Source organism: Shewanella sp. SM87, assembly GCF_025653705.1.
GTDB lineage: Bacteria > Pseudomonadota > Gammaproteobacteria > Enterobacterales > Shewanellaceae > Shewanella > Shewanella oncorhynchi.
In genome coordinates, this window is record NZ_JAKKSC010000012.1 from 108,466 (window position 1) to 128,196 (window position 19,731).

The 19,731-nt window shown below is 47.6% G+C and carries 18 protein-coding genes; 6 read left to right on the plus strand and 12 right to left on the minus strand.

What is annotated here, in order from left to right; all coding sequences use genetic code 11:
• Positions 1-65 precede the first annotated feature (65 nt).
• Positions 66-425, minus strand: coding sequence for a MerR family transcriptional regulator (locus tag L5M11_RS11795; RefSeq protein WP_263192160.1), 360 nt, complete (start codon positions 423-425; stop codon positions 66-68).
• Positions 426-619: 194 nt separating this feature from the next.
• Between L5M11_RS11795 and L5M11_RS11800 the strand changes: the two genes are divergently transcribed.
• Both L5M11_RS11800 and L5M11_RS11805 read left to right on the plus strand, forming a co-directional pair.
• A complete protein-coding gene (locus L5M11_RS11800) occupies positions 620-1,048 on the plus strand; it encodes an acyl-CoA thioesterase (RefSeq protein ID WP_263192180.1) in 429 nt (142 codons plus the stop codon).
• 61 nt (positions 1,049-1,109) lie between these two features.
• The gene (locus L5M11_RS11805; protein ID WP_263192162.1) at positions 1,110-1,373 is read left to right on the plus strand and encodes a GNAT family N-acetyltransferase; all 264 of its coding nucleotides are present in this window, start codon (positions 1,110-1,112) and stop codon (positions 1,371-1,373) included.
• Positions 1,374-1,394: 21 nt separating this feature from the next.
• Here the strand turns inward: L5M11_RS11805 and L5M11_RS11810 are convergent, their stop codons facing one another.
• From L5M11_RS11810 to L5M11_RS11840, 7 genes are all read right to left on the minus strand, one after another.
• Entirely contained in the window at positions 1,395-1,943 is a 549-nt protein-coding gene (locus L5M11_RS11810) for an HPP family protein (protein ID WP_198573880.1), read from the minus strand.
• A 123-nt stretch (positions 1,944-2,066) separates the two neighbouring features.
• Complete coding sequence (locus tag L5M11_RS11815; RefSeq protein ID WP_168826862.1) at positions 2,067-2,477, minus strand: acyl-CoA thioesterase; 411 nt, start codon at positions 2,475-2,477, stop codon at positions 2,067-2,069.
• Positions 2,478-2,602: 125 nt separating this feature from the next.
• Entirely contained in the window at positions 2,603-5,059 is a 2,457-nt protein-coding gene (locus L5M11_RS11820; protein ID WP_263192163.1) for a toxin-antitoxin system YwqK family antitoxin, read from the minus strand.
• Between the two features lie 143 nt (positions 5,060-5,202).
• Positions 5,203-7,011, minus strand: a complete 1,809-nt coding sequence (locus L5M11_RS11825) for an AMP-dependent synthetase/ligase (protein ID WP_263192165.1) — start codon at positions 7,009-7,011, stop codon at positions 5,203-5,205.
• Between the two features lie 192 nt (positions 7,012-7,203).
• Entirely contained in the window at positions 7,204-8,520 is a 1,317-nt protein-coding gene (locus tag L5M11_RS11830) for an ABC transporter permease (protein ID WP_263142265.1), read from the minus strand.
• The gene (locus L5M11_RS11835; RefSeq protein ID WP_263192166.1) at positions 8,517-9,380 is read right to left on the minus strand and encodes an ABC transporter ATP-binding protein; all 864 of its coding nucleotides are present in this window, start codon (positions 9,378-9,380) and stop codon (positions 8,517-8,519) included. Before L5M11_RS11835 ends, L5M11_RS11830 begins: the two co-directional genes overlap by 4 nt.
• Before the next feature lie 42 nt (positions 9,381-9,422).
• Positions 9,423-9,794 carry a GntR family transcriptional regulator gene (locus tag L5M11_RS11840; protein ID WP_131524556.1) on the minus strand — a complete coding sequence of 124 codons (372 nt, stop codon included), beginning with the start codon at positions 9,792-9,794 and terminating at the stop codon, positions 9,423-9,425.
• A 93-nt stretch (positions 9,795-9,887) separates the two neighbouring features.
• Between L5M11_RS11840 and L5M11_RS11845 the strand changes: the two genes are divergently transcribed.
• The 4 genes from L5M11_RS11845 to L5M11_RS11860 all read left to right on the plus strand — a co-directional run bounded on the left by L5M11_RS11845 (position 9,888) and on the right by L5M11_RS11860 (position 13,810).
• The gene (locus L5M11_RS11845) at positions 9,888-11,507 is read left to right on the plus strand and encodes an alpha/beta hydrolase (RefSeq protein WP_263147210.1); all 1,620 of its coding nucleotides are present in this window, start codon (positions 9,888-9,890) and stop codon (positions 11,505-11,507) included.
• A gap of 3 nt (positions 11,508-11,510) precedes the next feature.
• Positions 11,511-12,245, plus strand: a complete 735-nt coding sequence (locus L5M11_RS11850; RefSeq protein WP_263147213.1) for an ATP-binding cassette domain-containing protein — start codon at positions 11,511-11,513, stop codon at positions 12,243-12,245.
• A gap of 82 nt (positions 12,246-12,327) precedes the next feature.
• On the plus strand, positions 12,328-13,476 hold the full coding sequence (locus L5M11_RS11855; protein ID WP_263183928.1) for an ABC transporter permease: 1,149 nt from the start codon (positions 12,328-12,330) through the stop codon (positions 13,474-13,476).
• Between the two features lie 79 nt (positions 13,477-13,555).
• Positions 13,556-13,810, plus strand: coding sequence for a hypothetical protein (locus L5M11_RS11860; RefSeq protein ID WP_263192167.1), 255 nt, complete (start codon positions 13,556-13,558; stop codon positions 13,808-13,810).
• 71 nt (positions 13,811-13,881) lie between these two features.
• Here L5M11_RS11860 and mog read toward each other — a convergent pair whose 3' ends face one another.
• The 4 genes from mog to L5M11_RS11880 all read right to left on the minus strand — a co-directional run bounded on the left by mog (position 13,882) and on the right by L5M11_RS11880 (position 19,644).
• Positions 13,882-14,415 carry a molybdopterin adenylyltransferase gene (gene mog, locus L5M11_RS11865; RefSeq protein WP_105250920.1) on the minus strand — a complete coding sequence of 178 codons (534 nt, stop codon included), beginning with the start codon at positions 14,413-14,415 and terminating at the stop codon, positions 13,882-13,884.
• Positions 14,416-14,669: 254 nt separating this feature from the next.
• Positions 14,670-15,629, minus strand: a complete 960-nt coding sequence (locus L5M11_RS11870; RefSeq protein ID WP_263185057.1) for a carbohydrate kinase family protein — start codon at positions 15,627-15,629, stop codon at positions 14,670-14,672.
• 119 nt (positions 15,630-15,748) lie between these two features.
• Complete coding sequence (locus tag L5M11_RS11875; RefSeq protein ID WP_263192169.1) at positions 15,749-18,145, minus strand: TonB-dependent receptor domain-containing protein; 2,397 nt, start codon at positions 18,143-18,145, stop codon at positions 15,749-15,751.
• Positions 18,146-18,423: 278 nt separating this feature from the next.
• Complete coding sequence (locus L5M11_RS11880; RefSeq protein WP_263192170.1) at positions 18,424-19,644, minus strand: MFS transporter; 1,221 nt, start codon at positions 19,642-19,644, stop codon at positions 18,424-18,426.
• Positions 19,645-19,731: the final 87 nt, after the last annotated feature.

A 19,731-nucleotide genomic window follows, 5' to 3' on the forward strand; every position in this document is an offset into this window, starting at 1 on the left:
TGAAACTCCATAACTGTCAATGTGGCAAATAGCATAAACTCTGCCCCTAAGGGGAGAGTCAAGACCTAAGGTAACAGCTGCGACTCACAGGAGGTGAGCCCATCAATACAGGCATCTAACTGAGTGACTTTATGTTCTAACTCACTTATCTGGCGTAAAAAATCCGCTTTAATACCCAACAAAAAAGTCTGCACTGTGGCTAACTGAGCATGCTTATCGCCTTGTTCGAGTAAATCTTTTAGTTGGGCAAGCTTAATGCCGAGGGCTTTGGCCTCTTTGATCAGCAACAACAGCCTAATATCCGCCGCACTATAAATACGATAACGCCCCTGACGTGCGGGAGTGTCGATGAGCCCCCACTCCTCATACAAGCGAATCGCTTTTATCGACAGCCCTGTTTGCTTTGCCGCTTGTCCAATATACATAGCTCAACCTAACCCTTTAAAGACATTACTCATATCGGCATTGCTTGCCATTATCAGCCACAGTATCAGCTTAGGCCAAGACTTGTCGCAGCAATCTTATGCTGCTAGTCTGGCCGCTTAAACGAGCGTTTTAACTTGGGATTTTTATCATGGGATTTAAACAACAGTTGCAAGAAGGTGTACAAGAACAGGCAATGGAAAAGTTTCTCGCACAGCATCCTATAGTCACCGAAATCCCCGTCGCTTGGGGCGAAATGGATGCCCTGCAACACGTGAATAATGTGGTGTATTTCCGCTATTTTGAAACGGCACGTATCGACTTTTTTAATCGCCTCTTCCCACTAGATACTCTGTATAAATCCGGTATTGGCCCCGTAATCAGCGAAAATCAGGCTCGCTATAAACGCCCAGTGACTTTCCCCGATACTTTATTGGTGAGTGTCAGTATTAGCGATATTCACAGCGATAGATTTACCATGCATTATCAGGCTTTTAGTAAACAGCAGCAGGCAGTAACCACCTTAGGCACTTCAGTCGCGGTGATGTTTAACTTTACAACGGGCAAAAAAGCCGAGTTACCGGCAGAACTGCTGGCGATTCTCAAACAGCACGAAGTCGCTTAAGCTATTCAAATCGATAACGAATTGCCAGCACACTTTAGGCCATACCTTGAGGGAAGCATGTATGTCAGATAACGAAAATATCGAGATAGCCATTGAACATCAACAGGATAAACAGCGTTTTATTATCCCTGTCGATGGCTATGAAGCCGTGTTGGAATACCGATTATCAGGCCAGGATATCGATTTTAGCCGCACCTTTGTCCCCAACGAACTGCGCGGTAAAGGCCTTGCCGAACGCTTAGTGCGCCACGGCTTAAAGTGGGCTAAAGGCCAAGAGTTTACTATCCAAGCCACCTGCTGGTATGTACAGAAGTTTTTAAAATAGGCAGATTTAAAAACGAGTTCGCTAAATCCAATAAACAGGGTAATGGCGCTTGGGATCGGTGGAGAGATTATTGACCACCAGCGCGACCAGTAAGAGTAATACTGAGCCGAGGAACACTGGCATTAACGCGTAAAGAAAGCCGAGTTGATGCACGTTTTCACCGCCAATCACGGCAATCAATGCCGTTGCGCCGCCCGGAGGATGAAGAGTGCGAGTCAGGTACATGAATGCGATAGACAGGGATACCGCTAAGGCGCTCGACAGCACCACATAATCGCCACACACTTGGTACACTGCGACCCCAATTAAGGCCGATAACACACTGCCACCAATCAAGTTACGCGGCTGAGAAAACTCCGCCAACGGTGCACCGTACACTAGCACAGCCGACGCGCCGAACGAGCCAATGACAAACATAGTGTCGACGAGGTTTTCACTCATATAATTTGCGAGACTCGCAACCAAGTAAATGCCACAGAAAGCCCCCACCCATGACCACACAATCTTTTTAAGTGGTTGTCTTGGTGGACAAATGTCCTTCGATCGCATGCGGGTAAAATAGAATCTCATGGTTAATCCGAACCGATAAAAATTAAGCAATACAGATAAGTGATCTGCATCACAGTTAACGGGTCGACAAATTAACCCTTCAGCAGCGCAATTGCAATTACGCTGACCGAAAGAGTAAGCAGACTAAGCACTTTCACCATTCAGATTCGCGAGCATTTCGCGGATATCTTCAGGAATCGGGCGGCTTTTTTCACTGCTGTAATCGTAATGTACGAGTGTAGTTTTTACTTCGGCGGTCTTGTTGCCCGCTTGCCAACAGGTTTGGGTCAGCTCGAAGCTACTATTACCGATACGGCTGACATAGGTTTTTACTGTGACACTCTTGCCATAGTAAGTCGGCGCGATAAATGCCACGGTAAACCCCGCGACGATTAAGTTCCACTGATGCAAATCTAACTCGGGATTAAAAATCTCAAAGATTGGCGTGCGCGCCGCTTCGCACCATACGGGGATAACAGTGTTGTTGATATGGCCGAGGCCGTCGGTTTCAGTAAATCTGGGATTGATTTCGAGACTGTATTCTGTGGCTGACATGCAAACTTCCTTTTTATTATTTTATGAATGGAAGAGCGTGGTGATTATCGCAATGAAACCAACCACCAAACTCATCCATTATCCTAAGCCAAACAGGTTCTAGCCACTAGCCCAAACCTAGCATTTTAAAACTGACAACTCGCCGTTTCTGGGGTTTGCTTGCCGTTAGCATCGTACTTTTTAAGGCATCCAGCCTTACCCATATCATACATTTTCTCGTATTCTAACTTGCCATTTTTATAAGACTTATACACCCCATGAGTTTTTGGGTTCTCTAAGTGATAAATCTTACGGCCCTTAGTGATATGTGAGTAATCGGCAAAACCCGGCTCTTCGGAATAGATGACACCGTTAATGTAGCGCTTGTGGATCACATGCTGTTCATCGATACGCAGCATTTCATTCGCTATCTTGCCATTCATGTCGTAACACACTTTGTCCACGGCATAATTGCTATCGAGGTCTTCAATACAACTCACGGCACCATTATCAAAGTACTCGCGCTGTATACCGCAGCGCGCAATGGCGTTATCCCAGTAGTAAGGTTCACCGTTCCAGGTTTCGCCTTCTTGCTGGCAGTAGTTCCACAGGCTTCTTAATTGCCCATTGGGATAGAAACTGTAATGGGGGCCAGAGACACGGTTATTCACTTGGTGACCATATCGGGAGAGTGAGTAACCACCATCAGTGGAATAACTGATACTTGGGCCGTATTCCTTACCCGCTTTGTACGTTTTTAAATTTAATAAACGGCCATTGGAATCAAACTGATATTCTTTATCTACAGCGCCATTGGTGTAATAAGCCAATTTATACAAGGAGCCGCTGCTATGATATTCGCGCTGCTCACCGTGTTTTATCGATGAAATTGCTTCATTTTTACCATTAATCACCCCTTCACAATCATCTGAGTAGGGATTCTCACGCATACTACATTCATCGTGCGAAGGCTTAAGCGTCACCGCTTCATTGAATTTATAACTCGTTAGTTCAGTCAGCTCACCGTTCTGGGGATTAAAGCGCATTTGCTGGCCATCCAACTCTCCTTGGCGGTAATTAGCGATATCCACCACGACATTAGGACTTGAATACCAAATACTCTGACCATTAAGGCGACCCTGCTCATAATGACGGGTATTAAACATCAGATTATTTTTGTCGAATGATTTAGACTCTCCTTGACGTAAGCCATTGACATAGTTCACTTCGGTACGAGTCCCATCTTCGGCTTTAAATACCCAAAGGCCAGTGCGTTTTCCGGCAAGATAGGCGCCTTCACCAACTTGATCACGGAAATGTCCGCTCGTCACTTTATCGACCCAAGGACCTTGTTTGACACCCTTTTGATATTGGCCTTTGCTGCCATCAGCCTCAAGCCACTCGCCATCTTTTACGCCATTAAGATAAATACCTTTTGCCACTAATCGCTTATCGCCTTCTGCACTGGAGTCATAATCGGGCTCATAGACTTCGTAGGGGCCGTCGAGCACATCCTGATTGTAATGGGCAAAACCAAAGTTATCGGCCTCATCGAACATCGACTGTGCAATCCATTTACCTTGCTTTTTACCGTCAAGATATTCGCCTTCCCAATAAATGGCTTGGTTCTCTGTCTCCATCCACTTACCGACTTTTTTGCCCTGTTTGTAGTTACCAGAGTAAACCACGCTACCATTGCGACCATCGTAGGCCGCATACGGGCCATCAAGCACGCCTTGGGCATAATGACTTTCACTGGCAAGCCCTGCCCAAGTACTCGCCATGCTCATACTCATAAAATCGTAGGATGGGCCAGTTTTAGGGATCACGGCACCACCACTTTTAAGCCAATCAAAGTCATCGGCCTCAAAGGCCACGCTCACCAATACAAAACTGCCATCTTCTTCACTATATCCACTGCGATCAAAGGTGGTCACAAGGCTATATTGATGCTCATTACCTTGGGCATCTTTATCTTTACGAGTGAGTGGATAACGTAATTTATATTCGACGGCTGTCTTCACATCGACGGGGGAACCTTCGGAATTACGATAACCCACTAAGGTCGGCTTGAGCTTAGTAGAACCATCGACAATCGCTTTAATGGCGGGATCTTCAATCGCGTCAACATCATAGGTCATACGATATTGTTGCGGCGGAATTTGGCTTAACACTTTGCGAACGCTACCCACGGTAAACGAGGTTAAGGTTGGTGCCACTTCATCAAGCACAACCTGTAGACGGGGGAGTTTTGTGAGATCATCTCCTTCAAAACCATAGCCCCGTAAATGCTGACCATCGGCATCTTTAAGCATGACAACCACTTCTTTGGTGCCACCTTTATCAAAATCGAGGTAAAAAACCGCAACCACTTCAGCAGAACCATAATCATCAAGACGCACGCCGGGCGCATCGCCATAGAGCATTTCGCCCCACACTTTATGATCTTTTTGATAGAAATTGAGCCATTGCCCGTTAGGCAAGTCCACTGGGCCATGGACGATTTTGTCGTGATCCTCAGCGTCAGCTGCAGGAATGACAGTTAAAGAAGATAACAACACCGCACTCGCTGCAGTGAATAAACTACGAATCGAAAGTTCCATTTAACTACACCTTTTATACCGACGCCTCGCGCCTCATGCGCACCAGTAAACGGGGCGAATTTTAAGCGAAGAAAAGCACTTCAGGAAGTAGTAGATAAAAAAAAGGCCGCTTCTGCGGCCCTTTAGCAACAACAAGTTAACAATTAGTTGTTGTACATAGCATTTATTTCATGGGCATATTTATGGTAAATCATCTTGCGGCGCAGCTTGAGCGTTGGGGTGATTAAACCCGCTTCCATCGAAAACGCTTCAGGCAACAGAGTGAACTTTTTAATTTGTTCAAAACCGGCCAACTCATGCTGTAACTGCTTTAAGCGTTGCTCAAAATGCTCAACCACATGACTATGGCGCAGCAATTCTAAAGGTGACTCATACTTCAGCCCTTTGTCCTTCGCCCACGCTTCCAGTGACTCAAACGCTGGCACAATCAAAGCGGTCACATAATTACGCGCATCGGCAATAATCGCCACTTGCTCGATAAAAGGACAACAGCCAACGGCGCCCTCAACCCTTTGCGGCGCGATATATTTACCGTTGGAGGTCTTCATCAATTCTTTAATACGATCGGTAATAAATAAATTGCCATTCGCATCGAAACGCCCTGCATCACCGGTTTTTAACCAACCATCTTCAAACGCAGCGGCGGTATCTTCAGGACGATTGTAATAGCCCCGCATCACAGTCGCGCCGCGGACTAAAATCTCATCGTCCTTACCTAGCTTAATTTCGGTTTCCAGCAAAGGTTGTCCATTGGAACCCGGCACTCGATTACCTAAGGTATTGCAGGTCACAGTCGCGTTAGTTTCTGTCATACCGTACCCACAAAGTACTGGAATATTAATCGCATGGAAGAAACTACCTACATTCACATCTAAGGCTGCGCCACCGCAAGGCATAAACTTCAAACGGCCACCAAGCACGGCTTGCAGCTTGCTATATACCAGCTTGTGCGCCAAACGCCATTGCAGCGACAACCACAATCCGCCCTTAGCACGACCTTGGCCGACTTCGAACTGACGTTGGCCAACGCGCATCGCCCAAGCACACAACTTCTTACGACCGTCGGCAGATTTGGCGACTTTATCTTGTACGGCGCTATACACTTTTTCGAGGAAACGCGGCACCACACACAAGGTATGTGGACGCACGGCGCTAATCGCCTCTTTCACTCTTTGGGTATTTTGCAGATAGACGTTATGGCCGCCACGGCACAAGACGTAGAAACTCCAACTGCGCTCAAATACATGGCTCAATGGCAAAAATGCCAAAGACACATCGCCAGAATGGAAGGCCAATTTTTGATCGTGCTGGCGTATGGTAGACGCCATATTACGGTAATCCAGCATCACGCCTTTAGGATCGCCCGTCGTGCCGGAGGTATAAATTAAGGTCAGTAAATCATCGAGATTTGCAGCATGTAAACGCTGATTAAGCTCGGCTTCTTGCTCAATGTTTAACTGAGTGTCAACCGCCAGTAGGGTATCTAGATGCCAATGCTGATTGGCCTTATCGGCAGAGAGTGTCACGCTGGCATCGAATACAATCACATGCTCTAGGCTTGGGCATAAGGCTTGCAACTCACACGCCATGGCGTATTGCTTAGCATCGTCAACAAAAATCACTTTAGCGGTGGCGTCGTTAACGATAAAGCTCGCCTGTTCGACTGTACTGGTGGGATAAATTGGCACTACAACGGCACGAGTTTTGAGAGTGCCGACATCGGCACAAGTCCACTGCGGGCAGTTTTGCGCCAGAATAACGCAACGGTCTTGCACTTGTACGCCAAGTTCGATCAACACTTGTGCAATTTTACTGCTGATTTGGTCGAAGGCTTGCCAACTCACCTGATACCAAGGAGCGGCCATTTCAAAACCTTCCAGCGCTACTGCGTCTTTTAAAGACTCGCTCTGCTGCTGTAGTAGTCGAATAACATGATATTGATCGAGAGACATAAGAGACTCACCTTTTTAGCTTACAAGTGTACCGCTTTTGCAGCATTCTACCTGAAGGCCAAATAAAAACTAAGAGTTTTTGCTCTAATGTTGTGCAAATGTCGCCCAAATCACGCTGTAAATAGCCTTTAGCGGCGTACCACTCTTGGTTTCACTTACTTGCCAGAGCGAACAAAATTTAATTTCGAAACGTCAACATGCCCTCATAACATCGCCCTTCCAGAGGATTTTCTTGCCCCAAATCAGCACCGCTTGCCCAAGCAGTATTAAGAGTAGATCCCATAGCAACCAATTAGTTAAATTGCCGCCATCACTTAAAGACGTAAGGCTGATGGACACCCACAGGGAATGCCCCGCGACGACCATCATAGTGAGCGTGATATGCAAAACTCGGCGACACATACAGCCAAAACCTAACGTCAAGGCGCAGGCCCAGTAAGTGCTGAGCACCAGATGACCCACTAACTGCATATTCAGATCACCATTGAGCCAGCCCAACAGCAAACTACACGCCAGCATAATGCCGACGACCACATTCAGGAGTCTTTGCTGTCCAAGGCAAAATGCTGCTATGAGTCCTTTTCGACCATCAAACCCTGGCATCAACAATAAGGTTTCTGTCGAGCGCGAGCGTTGCACTCGGCTCCAATGCACCAGCGAACAACTAATCACGCTGAACTGCGCCAAAAACAATAATACAGGGATATTCAAATGAAATTGATGCGACAACAGCCCAAGCACTAAGCAGACTACGGGCAATAGCAGCAGTAAAATCGTCAACATAGGGCCGATAAAAAAATTGGTGGGATGCAAATAACGCTCGAAGCGACTCAAGATACGCATCGATTGCAGATTCGGCAGCCAAAACCACCCCATTTCGAGACCATTAAGATATACCGTCCTCGCCTCAGCACGCCAAGGTAAAACACGGCATGCACGCGCAATCAGCATACCTAAAATCAGCAGGGCAATAGCACTTAGCCAAAGGGGAATGTGCTCTGCAATCAATGGGATAAATGGCATTAAGACAAAGAGCAAAAACGAAGCATAAAACCACTGAGTACAGAGTAAACAAAGCCAAATAAAAGTTAAACTCATCACCAAAGCCAGCACTAAGCTCGCTAGGCTAGCCGTCAAACCTAAAGCCAAACAGAACAAGACTCCTATGCCAAAAACGCTAGCTAAAACAGTGACACTTTGAATGTAGATATGGCGACGATAATGGGGAATTAACGGTGCGCATTCATTCGCCATCAGACGTATGAGTTGCCATGCAACCGCCGCCGAGCTTGAGATAATCCCCATAGAAAATAACAGTTCAGCACTATCATTTTTACCATAAACTGCGGCGATACAAGCTAAGATCACCCCCAGTATAGCCGTACCTAAAAAGCTCACACTGCCGATATCAAAACACCAAAAGCGCAGCATGCCCTTGAAAGGATTCATTCGTGGACTCGTTCTTTCGCCCTTCGCGACTTGTATCTGCTTATGGTGCGCCACACTCATCTGTGTAGCTCCATAAACAGTTGCTCCAAGTTTAAAGCTTCATTCTTTAACACACCTGATATTGACGCGCTGTGCTCACCTAAATCCACCAGCACCGAATCGCCAACACGGCTCAGCACTGTAATTGACTCGGGCAAAACAGTTTCGGGCGCGAGTGTTAACAAACGCACTTCTTCACGCAGGGCATCGATTTCCTTAAACAGCACTAACTCACCCAGTTTAATCAATGCCACATGGCTGGCAACTCGCTCTAAATCAGAGGTGATATGGGATGAAAACAGCACGGCAGAGCCAGATTCGAGGGCAAGATCGAACAAATCGACCATAAACTTGCGCCGGACTATAGGGTCGAGGCTGGCAACGGGTTCATCGAGGATTAACAACTCAGGGCGATAGGCCATCGCCATAATTAACGCTAATGATTGCCTTTGCCCAACCGATAAACGTTGCACCTGTTGGGTCACATCTAACTCGAAACGTACCAACCAATCTTGCTCTAATTGCATGTCCCAATTGGGATAAAAGCTGCGGTGTAAATCGAGGGCGCGTTCAATGGTAAAACCTTCATAACCAAAAGGTTGCTGCGGTACATAACCTAAACGCTCCTTTGCCTTTGAGGTTAAATTTTCGGGCGTTTCACCTAAGGTAACAATACTGCCAGAATCCGGTGTGAGCACACCCAAGGCACAGCGCATTAGGGTTGATTTACCCGCCCCATTTTGCCCCAATAACCCCACCACCATACCCGCCGACAAAGTTAACGATAAATCCTTAAGCGCCCACTTTTCACCTGCGCCTTTACCGCGAAAGACTTTATTCACTCGGTTAAATTCAAGTATTGGCGTGCGCTTTGGGTCCATCGAATTTCATCCTTTTTATGCTATTTATCGGTACATTACTTTCTAATCTTGCCAGCGCTCATTTAGCAGTTGCAGCAACTCGGGCAAGCTGACACCTAACTGCTTTGCCTGCGACAACAGGGCATAGATCTGGGGTTCGAGCAGGCTAATACCCGATGCCATAGTCTCAGTTCGCAACGCAACTTTTGTCGCTTGGCCGCGGCGACGTTCGAGCCAACCTTGGTCAACCAACTGTTGAATGGCGCGGGAAACTGTCATGGGATTTACCGCTAAATGCTCGGCAATCTGGCGCACTGAGGGTAATACGTCTTCCACTTGCAGTTGACCGCCCACAATTAAACGCACGACTTGTTCGTGTAATTGTTTGTAAATGGGTTCACCACTGCTGGGGTTGACATTTAAAAGTTCTAACATTAGCCTTTACACACTGTATTAATACATTGATACACCGATACACTGGTATTTAAATTAACACACTCGTCCTGAAATGCAAAAAGGAAAGCGCGCATGATACATAGCATGACACACAGGAAGTTAAGCAACACAGTTCAACGCCTTGTGCCAACTCAGCCACGGCATGGTGCCACATGGCGCACGCGTACTTTGAGAATGAGCGCCCTCATACTGGCAATGGCAAGTACGGCGACGTGGGCGAGTGATGTGAAAAGCCAAGAGACACAAGCGACGGCAGATATCGCTAATAAGATCGAAACTTGTTATGTAGAAGGCGTTTCCGATCGCCTAAACTGCGGTTTTGTGACTGTGCCAGAAAACCCTAACAAACCCGATGGCAAACAGATCCAAGTGCATTACGTTGTTTTGCCTGCGGTGAAAAATGACAACCATGAAGAAGCCTTGCTGGCAATTGCAGGCGGCCCAGGACAATCGGCCATAGAGAATGCGGCAGGTTTCGATGCCATGCTGAGCAAAGTCCGCCAACAGCGGGATATTTTACTGATCGATCAAAGGGGCACAGGCCGTTCGAATGTGCTGGCCTGCGATGAAGGCGCGCAATCTCCACTGTCATTCGATGATGACAATGCCGATACCTTAGCCGAAACACAAAAATGCTTAGCCAAAATCGATGCCGACGTCACCCAATACGGTAGCCTCAATGCGATTAAAGACTTCGAAGCCGTACGTGCGCACTTAGGCTATAAAAAACTGCATATTTACGGCATCTCCTACGGCACTCGCATGGCGCAACTTTACATGCGTTTATATCCAGAGCACTTAGCCACAGTGACCTTAGACGGCATAGTGCCCATGCAGCAAAGCGTATTAGAAATTGGCTCGGCGATTGATCGTGGCTTCGACTTATTGTTTAAGGATTGCCAAGCAACCGCCGCCTGTAACAGTCAATTTCCCCTGTTAAAAGCAGACTTTGAGCGAGTCGACGCTAAGCTCGCCACTGGCCCTGTGATGGAAAACGTTTACGATCCCGTCACGGGAGAAAAAACCATGTTGACCATGACGCGCGGTAAATTCTCTGGCTCGATCCGCATGGCGCTGTATCAAGCCAATGTGCGCGCCCTCTTGCCCCATGCGATTCATCAAGCATCGAAAAACAACTTCCAACCTATACTCGGCCTCTATGCCCTCACTATCGACAATGCAGGCATGGCGATGGGCATGCACGCCTCTGTGGTCTGTGGCGAAGATATGCACCGCATTACCCCAACCATGCACGAGCAGGCCAAAAAATCCTTTATGGGCAGAACCATGCTCGAAGGCTTAGAGGCGACTTGTTCAATATGGAAAGTCCCTGCGGTCGATAACAACTTTAGCGAGCCCATTAACAGCAACATTCCGACCTTGTTGTTATCCGGCGAAATCGACCCCGCTACCCCACCAAGCTGGGGCGAGTTAGCCATGGAAAAACTCACCAATGCCAAACACTTTGTCGCTCCTTATGCGACCCACGGTGTGGCCTATCAATCCTGCGCCAATAACCTGATTGCCGATCTCGTTCGCTCGGGCTCAGTCAACGATCTCGACGGCGAATGTTTGAACAAAGATGTGCGCCGCAGCTTTTATTTAAATGCCAGCTCGGTAGAACCGCTTAATGCGACCAGCACAAAAACCACGACAACAGATGATCACGCCAGCACTGGAGCTAAGGAATAAGCCATGATTAAAGTATCCCATCTTTCCAAGCGCATCGGTGACGTGCAGGCGCTGAATGACTTAAGTTTCGTCGCACAAAACGGCCAAATCACAGGACTACTCGGCCCGAACGGGGCAGGTAAAACCACCTGTTTACGCACGATTTTTGGCCTGCTGAAACCCGATAACGGCAAGGCTGAAATCGAAGGCATAGATGTCGCCATCGACCCTATTGGCGCTAAACAGCAACTCGGGCTATTCCCCGACCCTTTTGGTCTGTACGAACGCTTAACACCACGGGAATACATTCGCTATTTTGCCGAGCTAAGCGGCCTATCATCCAAGGAGGCCAAGGAAGCCACCAGCCAAGTGATTGCGAAATTGCGCCTCGAGGACACTAGCGATCGCCGCTGCAAAGGCTTTTCCCAAGGACAAAGAATGAAAACCGCCCTCGCACAGGCAATCGTCCACAGCCCGAGCAATATTATCCTCGACGAGCCGACACGTGGGCTGGATGTGATGAGCACTCGCCTACTGCGTGACATTCTTATCGATCTTAAAAATCAAGGACATTGCGTGCTGTTCTCTAGCCACGTGATGCAGGAAGTCGCCGCGCTGTGTGACCAAGTGATCGTCATGGCCCAAGGCAGAGTCGTCGCCATTGGCAGCCCAACTGAGCTTTGCATTCAAACTGGCAAAGACTCACTCGAAGAAGCCTTTATTCAACTTATCGGCACGGATGAAGGGATAGCGGCATGATGACTCAAACTAACAACAATGCAGGCAGCATCAATGATGTACAAGCTCAGATAGATAAGATCATGGATAAGGGAATGACAGCATGAATAAAATAATGGCTATGGTTCGTAAAGAACTCATCGATGCCGCCCGCGATAAGCGCTCTGTGATGGCGGGTCTCTACTACGCCATAGGCACGCCGCTGATCATGTGCGGCCTATTTATGGTGTTAATTGGCCAGCTAACCAGCCCCGATGATTTGAAAATCACTATTAAAAATCCCGATAAAGCACCGGATTTAGTAAGATTTTTATCGAATAAAGGCATCACTCAAGGCGCAGCCGATGGCTCTGACGCCAAAGACCTTAAAGCAATAGAACTGATCATCAGCACCGACTATGCCGCGCAGATGAACCAAGGCAAAAGCGCCGAAATCACTATCGTGGCCGATAACTCTGAAGAGAAATTACAGAACTCGATTCGCAGACTCGAGAAGCAACTGCAGGCCTACAGCGCTGAAATGGGCAGTTTACGTTTAATCGCCCGCGGTATTGACCCGCGCGTGGTGCAACCGCTTAAAGTGAATGTGCAAGACAAAGCCACTACAGACTCTAAAGGTGGGATGATCTTAGGTATCGCCATTTTCACTATGATCTACTCGGTATTTATCTCGGGGATGAACCTAGCGATCGACACCAGTGCCGGTGAGCGCGAACGTAACTCCTTGGCCCTGCTACTGAGCCATCCGCTGACCACTCGCCAATTAGTACTGTCAAAAATTATTGCGGTGAGCCTGTTCGCTCTGCTCGGTTTAGTGCTGATTTTGCTAGTGTCTAAAATCGCCTACGCCTTTGTGCCATGGCAGGAATTAGGCTTTAGCGTCAACATCACCACAGAATTTATGCTGCTGATGTTAGTGGTCGGCATCCCCGTCGCGTTAATGGCCGCTTGTCTGCAACTTTTTGTGTCTTTTATGGCGAAAACCTTTAAGGAAGCTCAGTCCTATCTGACTATGGTGCTGTTTGTGCCCTTAGCCCTGTCGATGGCCGCAAGTTACAACATAGCGCCAGATATGCTGCAGTGGCTGCCGGTCTCGGGTCAGCAACAGGCATTAATGGACTTTATCAAAGGTAAAGACTTGCCCATGTTGCAGTTACTGGTTTCGACCTTAGGCACACTCGCCATCGCGGTATTGCTGGCGTTTGGCATGGAAAGGTCGCTCAAGAGTGAAAAAGTAATCTTCGGTTTGTAAGGTAAATCGATTGCTCAACTTGGCGGCGATCACCAAATCGTCTCCAAGTTGAAAACCTCAATAACTACGGGAGTTTGTTATGGAAAACGAATATGTCTTAATGGTGATTATGGTCACCTTCATCATAGGAATGAGTGCTACTGAGATGCTTAAGCACTATCTAAAAGCGCGCCAATTTGGAGTAGGCGCCGCAGACGATAGCCATCTTAAGGATAAAGTGACTCAACTCAGCCTACAAAACCAAGCACTGATCGAGCGAGTACAAGTACAAGTACTTGAAAAAATAGTGACAGAGCCAGAGTACGAGCTAAAGCAACAGATTAATCAGTTATGAGCCCTAAACGAACAAAACAATAAGGCCACTGAATTTCAGTGGCCTTATTGTTTTACAAGCTAGATAGAAGCTTACTTAGCCTTAGGCCTGAATGCTTTGATAACCGACTCATTGCACTCTAAATACGGGCCTTCCATCAAGTCGATACAGTAAGGAATGGCGGGGAACACGGCATCTAAACATTCGCGAATCGATTTTGGCTTGCCGGGTAAATTCACAATCAAAGAATCGCCACGCAAACCTGCGGTTTGGCGCGATAAAATGGCAGTGGGGACAAATTTCAATGACTCAGCGCGCATCAACTCGCCAAAGCCTGGCATCATGCGATCGCAGACGGCTTCAGTGGCTTCTGGGGTAACATCGCGTTTCGCTGGGCCAGTGCCGCCGGTAGTGACAATCAAGCAGCAATCCTGCTCGTCAGCCATTTTGATCAGCGTCGCTTCAATCACATCCTGCTCATCGGGGATCACTTGATAAATCGGCTCCCACTCGCTGGTGAGGTAGTCGTTGAGTGTGTCGATAATCGCCTTGCCTGAGATATCTTCATAAATCCCCGCGCTGGCGCGATCGCTTACCGTCACAATACCGATTTTTGCTTTGCTCATAGGAAATCCCCAGTGATGTTGAAATGAAACATGCCGAAGTGAAAATTGTCGACATCAAGCATGGAAGAAGCCGCTACAGCTTCGACCTTAAGCCGCAGCTAAAATAGCATAAATGCTCGGAAAAGGGGGCGACTAAAACGTGATGGGGTTCGCGCTATGCTATTGAAAAATGGTGGGCGGAAAATCTAAAAGATAAAAAATCCAAGGCAAACTCAACAGGCTCGCCTTGGATTTTATCGTTAATGCAGTAAAGTTTAGCTAACCTGCGCCAACGTAGGTAAGGAGGGAAACGCGCCCTTTTGCCCGCAGGTAATCGCGCCGCAGCGAGTAGCAAACACTACCGCCACCTCTAAGTGTTCTTTGCTTTCTAGCCTTTGTTTCAAGGTCAAATGGCTTAAATCGTATTCCAGATCTAAGCCTAAGGCGAACAGAAAACCTGAGATAAAACTGTCGCCTGCCGCCGTGGTATCGACGGCTGAGATTTTGGGAACGGGTACGCTAAACCTTTGCTGCGCTGTGATGCATTGTACTGGATTGGCACCATCGGTGACCAAAATCACCTCAACCCCTTGGGCGAGGCAAAACTGCAGATAATCTTCAAAACTCTTATCCCGCGCTAACGCTAAGTAGTCCGCTTCTTCGCGGCTCATTTTCAGCACTTGGGTGTAACGAAAACACTGCTCAACCCGCTCGGCCAACAAGGACGTGTCCTGCCACAGGGATAAACGCAGGTTCACATCGAAACTCACTAAAGTCGCGAATGCATTGGCACAACGCGCACCATAAAGGCTAGTGTTAAAGATGGCAGTTTCAGTAAAGGTATTAGAGCAAAGGTGAAAGATATCAATACCCTGCCATGGAATATGGTCGAAATGCTGATTGCTGTAGCGCATATCGGCGGTGCCATTTCGATTGAACTCAAAGGTGCGTTCACCCTGTTCATCTAAATTGACCAGCACAGTCGCAGTAGCAGCGCCAGGCACTTCGGCAAGATAATCGGTCGCCACGCCCTGAACCGCTAAGGCTTGCTTTAACATAACGCCATAATGGTCCGCGCTGATGCCGCCGGCAAAATAACTCTTACCGCCGAGTTTAGCGTAACCCACGGCCACATTGGCGGGCGCGCCACCCGCAATCGGCTGATGATGTTTGCCCGTGGCATCGGTTGGCAGCAAGTCCACTAACACCTCACCAAAACTGAGTAATACCGTCATTTCCACTCCAACTTTGTATTCTATATTCTGCATTCTGTAGCAGGCAAAAAGCCCACTTTCATGGGCTGTTTTGGGCTTAGCATTTTTTCTGTAAAAACAGTTTCTGTAGCAAGATCCGCTTAGAACTCGTATTTAAGCGTCGCACTCGTGGTGCGGCCATTTATGGTACGGGCACGGATGATATTGTTATCAGGGATTGAGCCTTCTTCCGCTTCAGTAATACCTGTGACATTAAACAAGTTGTTGACGTTTAAAGACACACTCATGGCTTCGGTCAGATTGTAAGTTGCAAAGGCATTCACTTGGTTGTAGCCGTCGAAACTTAAGTCGTTATTATCTTGAGCATAAGAATCCGTGGTACCGATTAAGTTAACGCCCACTGAACCTTGGTCAAAGTTGTAACGGCCCATCAAAGAGTAGATAAAGTCAGCCTGTCTTCTTGGGGTGTTACCCACCACTTCTGGCGTCAATGCATCTTTAGCAATCTCAGCATCGGTCCAGGTTAGGTTACCTCTAAAATCGAAGTCACCGATGAAATAGGCCGACTCGATTTCAATACCTTTCGCTTTGTACTTACGGTCGAAGAAACGTTGGCTCGTGGCTTCAAAGTTTTGCTCTTCGGTTTCTGAGTAGAATGCCGTCGCAAATACAGACAAATCATCGTAACGGTACTTAACACCTAACTCGTACTGGTCAACGATATCAACCGCATCTTCCTTCGCCACTGAACCATCGGCACGCACTTTACCAAATAACAGACGGTCGGCATTGGCGCGTCCACCGTGACTCAAGCGACCGAAGGCGGCTAAGTCACTGGCAAATTGATAGTTAGCGCCTAATGAGTAAGAGGTGTAGCTCCAATCGTAATTTACTGGCTGAGGATTCGCATTGTCGATAGAAGACACGCTCTGCTCAGGGATTGAAATCACCCCATCGAGATTCATATCCACTTGCGATTGCACGCTACCGGCGTAGTTACCGCTCGCATCACCGCTGTCATAACGCACACTGGCATCAAGCGATAAGTCACCAAAACTCGAGGCTAACGCGAGGTAAGGCGCTTTAATGCTGTAGTCGGTATCGTAATTGCGTTGGCAACAATTTCCCCAGTAAGGCACGCCATAACCATAGAGGCCATTGTCAGAATAGGCAGTGCCATCGGTGGCAACCACATCTAATAGCGCGGCATTATCACCTTTAACTTCCATCAGATAAGAGTTCCACATCCAACTCATGCCGATGTTTTGGGTGGCATTGTAATAGCCTAAGGTCACGCTGGTATCGTCGAAGGTTTTAGTCAATTTAAAATCGTTTACGATTGAGCCAAAGTCATTCATCTGCACATCAAAGGTATTGATACGCATGGCTAAACCGTCCATCTGACTACCCGCATTAGGGCCATTGGCGTAAATCAACTTAGCGCCAGTGCCTGCAATACTGGTGGCAATGTCGCTACCGTTAGCCACTTCGGCTGGGAATGGCGCGATGAAGTTGCCGCTCACGTCGGAGAAACGGAAACGGTTTTCAACCTGCCAATCGTTACCTAAATCGAAGGATGCCTCTAAGCCGACAGAATCGACCACTGGATTCATGCCATCGCGCATATCGCCACGGCGACGTTCGCCATCGGCAGCTAAGCTCAAAGTTGACTGGAAATACGCGGATTGAATCGCATCGGATTTCGCATCAAAACCTGGGATTGAACTGCCATCCGAGTACATAGGCATAGGTAAGTAACCAATGCTTTTATCGTCTAAATGTTTGAAATACAGACGAACATAACCTTTATCAAATTCTTTGGTTAAGTTAGCTTTGATCTGGCCGCCTTTGTTTGCGTTATAGCCAGCGTCGCGTGGGCCTTCACCCGTACGCACAAAACCGCCCACATGGAAACGCAGGCTGTCGTTGATGCTAGTGCCGTATTCAAAGTCGGTACGGAAAGTGTCGTAATCCAGCCCTAAAGTAGTAGCAACACTGCCCGAATCCGAGGTGCCCGTTTTACTGATCACATTGATAATGCCGCCGGGCGCATTACTGGCCGCAGTCGATGCCGAGCCACCACGGATAGATTCAATGGTTTGCACTGTTGAATCTAAGCGTAAAAAGATGTCTGCATTACCAAAGGCGATATCGCCAAACTGTAGGATTGGCAAACCATCTTCTTGAATTTGCAGGAACTTAGCACCACCAGACGCCACAGGTAAACCACGCACAGCTATGTTAGCGTTACCTTCACCGCCAGTAGACTCGACCTTCATCCCCGGAATAATACGGAATGCTTCGGCCGATGAACGCGGCGTACTCACTTCAAGCTCAGCCAGTGACACACTGCTGACTGACACACTCGAATCCATAACACGAGTGCCACGGGCAACACCAGTCACGGTAATTCTTTCTAAACCTAACGCGTCTTTCTTGGCTTCTTCCTGTTGTGGTGCGTCGGCTGCCCAAAGGTGAGAACTCACCAACACGGCCAATGTACTTAACAAGAATTTCTGTGATGTGCTTTTTATCATTTTTATGTCCCCACCCATATTTGAGATGCAGCCCTATCTCCCCATAGCTACATCTACCGAATTGTGATTAATCGAAGAACCATCTTAGTGATTGCTCAAGGTCATATTGAACTGAACCTCGAATCAACTTAATCGATTAAGTTAGCAAGTTAGCAACTTAATAACAAAAAGCAAGTGTGTTTTTTGCACAATTTTGGTTCGCACTCTGGGTGTAACATATCAACATATTGATTAATTGAATAAATGTGACAGAAAAATATTTTCTGTCACAGCCCAAATTAGTGCGCATCGAAAGTTAACAAATGACGGGCAGGATCTTTAACGAGATTAAATCCGCTCAGAAAGCACAACAAAATGGCAAAACCAGTGGCGAGGTAGAAGCCATATTTAACATGACCGAAAATATCGCCCACTAACCCCATCAACAAGGGCCCAACGGCGGCGGACACGGCAGTAAAAAACAGAATCACCCCAGCCACAGAGCCGTGCTGATCCACGGGGAAACAGCTAATCCCCTTAGAATTAAGCGTGGGATACATCATGGACATAAACAGCCCAGACAAGGGCAACAAGACGACTGCCGCTTCAATGCCGTAGATCATAGAACCAAGATAACAAGCACTTATCGCGAAGCTAAACCAGAACATCACTTGCTGCCATGGGAAGCGATCGAGCACCCAGCCACCTAAAAAGCGCCCACCCGCACGCAGGGTAAAAAAGATCGTCAAGGCATAAGCGGCCAGTGTGGTGTAATCACCTTGATAGCTTTGCAGCAAGGTCGGCATCCACACGTAAATCGCCACTTCGGTGGCAACGTATAAACCTATCGCAAGCGAGAACCCTAATGCATAAGGGTTTTTCATCATCTTAAAGGTGCTGGCAAGGTTAATGGCATCCGTCGAGGAACGTTTGATTTGCGGATAATCCGCCCGATAAGCTAACCAACACAGTACTAAACAGAAGCAACCCGCGCCAAAATACAGATACTTCCAAGAGACGCCGCTGATCAGTAAATAACTAACGATGGCCGGCCCTATCATGGCACCGACACCAAAGTAGCCCTCTACCGTATTCATAGTGCTCGAATGCTGTTTTGAGGAAGTCGAGATATCGCCAATAAGCCCCAGCGCGCCGGTTTTAAAGACGCCAATCGCCGTGCCGACAAAGGCGAGTAGGAACAAGAAATAGTAAAACGATTCCCCCAGCGCGAACATGAAGCAGGCGAGCGCGAATAACAATAACCCCAATAGAATGGTTAACTTACGCCCTATCTTATCCGCCAAGAAGCCTAAAAACAGTCCACTCACCGCGATAAAAATCATCGGCATATAATGGAAGGCACTGGCCTGCGACATGGACAAACCAAACTGGGATATCAACTCAGGAATAATGACGCCCACGGCATCAGAGGTCATAGCGAACATGAAAAACATTAAATATGTGAGTACCCGAATACGGGTATGATTGCGGTTATCGCAACCTTTTGAATCACTTACCATACCATTTCACCTTATCGTTATTATACCTACTCGCTCTCAGCAGCTCAGTGACAGCATGCTGAAAAGGTTTCGGCTTTTGTGTACAGC

What these genes read in the sequence shown, in the direction of transcription:
- L5M11_RS11845 (WP_263147210.1), top strand. Translation starts at nt 9,888, where the DNA reads ATGATACATAGCATGACACACAGGAAGTTAAGCAACACAGTTCAACGC.
- L5M11_RS11820 (WP_263192163.1), bottom strand. Translation starts at nt 5,059, where the DNA reads ATGGAACTTTCGATTCGTAGTTTATTCACTGCAGCGAGTGCGGTGTTG.
- L5M11_RS11870 (WP_263185057.1), bottom strand. Translation starts at nt 15,629, where the DNA reads ATGACGGTATTACTCAGTTTTGGTGAGGTGTTAGTGGACTTGCTGCCA.
- L5M11_RS11860 (WP_263192167.1), top strand. Translation starts at nt 13,556, where the DNA reads ATGGAAAACGAATATGTCTTAATGGTGATTATGGTCACCTTCATCATA.
- L5M11_RS11805 (WP_263192162.1), top strand. Translation starts at nt 1,110, where the DNA reads ATGTCAGATAACGAAAATATCGAGATAGCCATTGAACATCAACAGGAT.
- L5M11_RS11835 (WP_263192166.1), bottom strand. Translation starts at nt 9,380, where the DNA reads ATGGACCCAAAGCGCACGCCAATACTTGAATTTAACCGAGTGAATAAA.
- L5M11_RS11855 (WP_263183928.1), top strand. Translation starts at nt 12,328, where the DNA reads ATGAATAAAATAATGGCTATGGTTCGTAAAGAACTCATCGATGCCGCC.
- L5M11_RS11795 (WP_263192160.1), bottom strand. Translation starts at nt 425, where the DNA reads ATGTATATTGGACAAGCGGCAAAGCAAACAGGGCTGTCGATAAAAGCG.
- L5M11_RS11810 (WP_198573880.1), bottom strand. Translation starts at nt 1,943, where the DNA reads ATGAGATTCTATTTTACCCGCATGCGATCGAAGGACATTTGTCCACCA.
- L5M11_RS11840 (WP_131524556.1), bottom strand. Translation starts at nt 9,794, where the DNA reads ATGTTAGAACTTTTAAATGTCAACCCCAGCAGTGGTGAACCCATTTAC.
- L5M11_RS11880 (WP_263192170.1), bottom strand. Translation starts at nt 19,644, where the DNA reads ATGGTAAGTGATTCAAAAGGTTGCGATAACCGCAATCATACCCGTATT.
- L5M11_RS11825 (WP_263192165.1), bottom strand. Translation starts at nt 7,011, where the DNA reads ATGTCTCTCGATCAATATCATGTTATTCGACTACTACAGCAGCAGAGC.
- L5M11_RS11800 (WP_263192180.1), top strand. Translation starts at nt 620, where the DNA reads ATGGAAAAGTTTCTCGCACAGCATCCTATAGTCACCGAAATCCCCGTC.
- L5M11_RS11815 (WP_168826862.1), bottom strand. Translation starts at nt 2,477, where the DNA reads ATGTCAGCCACAGAATACAGTCTCGAAATCAATCCCAGATTTACTGAA.
- L5M11_RS11850 (WP_263147213.1), top strand. Translation starts at nt 11,511, where the DNA reads ATGATTAAAGTATCCCATCTTTCCAAGCGCATCGGTGACGTGCAGGCG.
- L5M11_RS11830 (WP_263142265.1), bottom strand. Translation starts at nt 8,520, where the DNA reads ATGAGTGTGGCGCACCATAAGCAGATACAAGTCGCGAAGGGCGAAAGA.
- mog (WP_105250920.1), bottom strand. Translation starts at nt 14,415, where the DNA reads ATGAGCAAAGCAAAAATCGGTATTGTGACGGTAAGCGATCGCGCCAGC.
- L5M11_RS11875 (WP_263192169.1), bottom strand. Translation starts at nt 18,145, where the DNA reads ATGATAAAAAGCACATCACAGAAATTCTTGTTAAGTACATTGGCCGTG.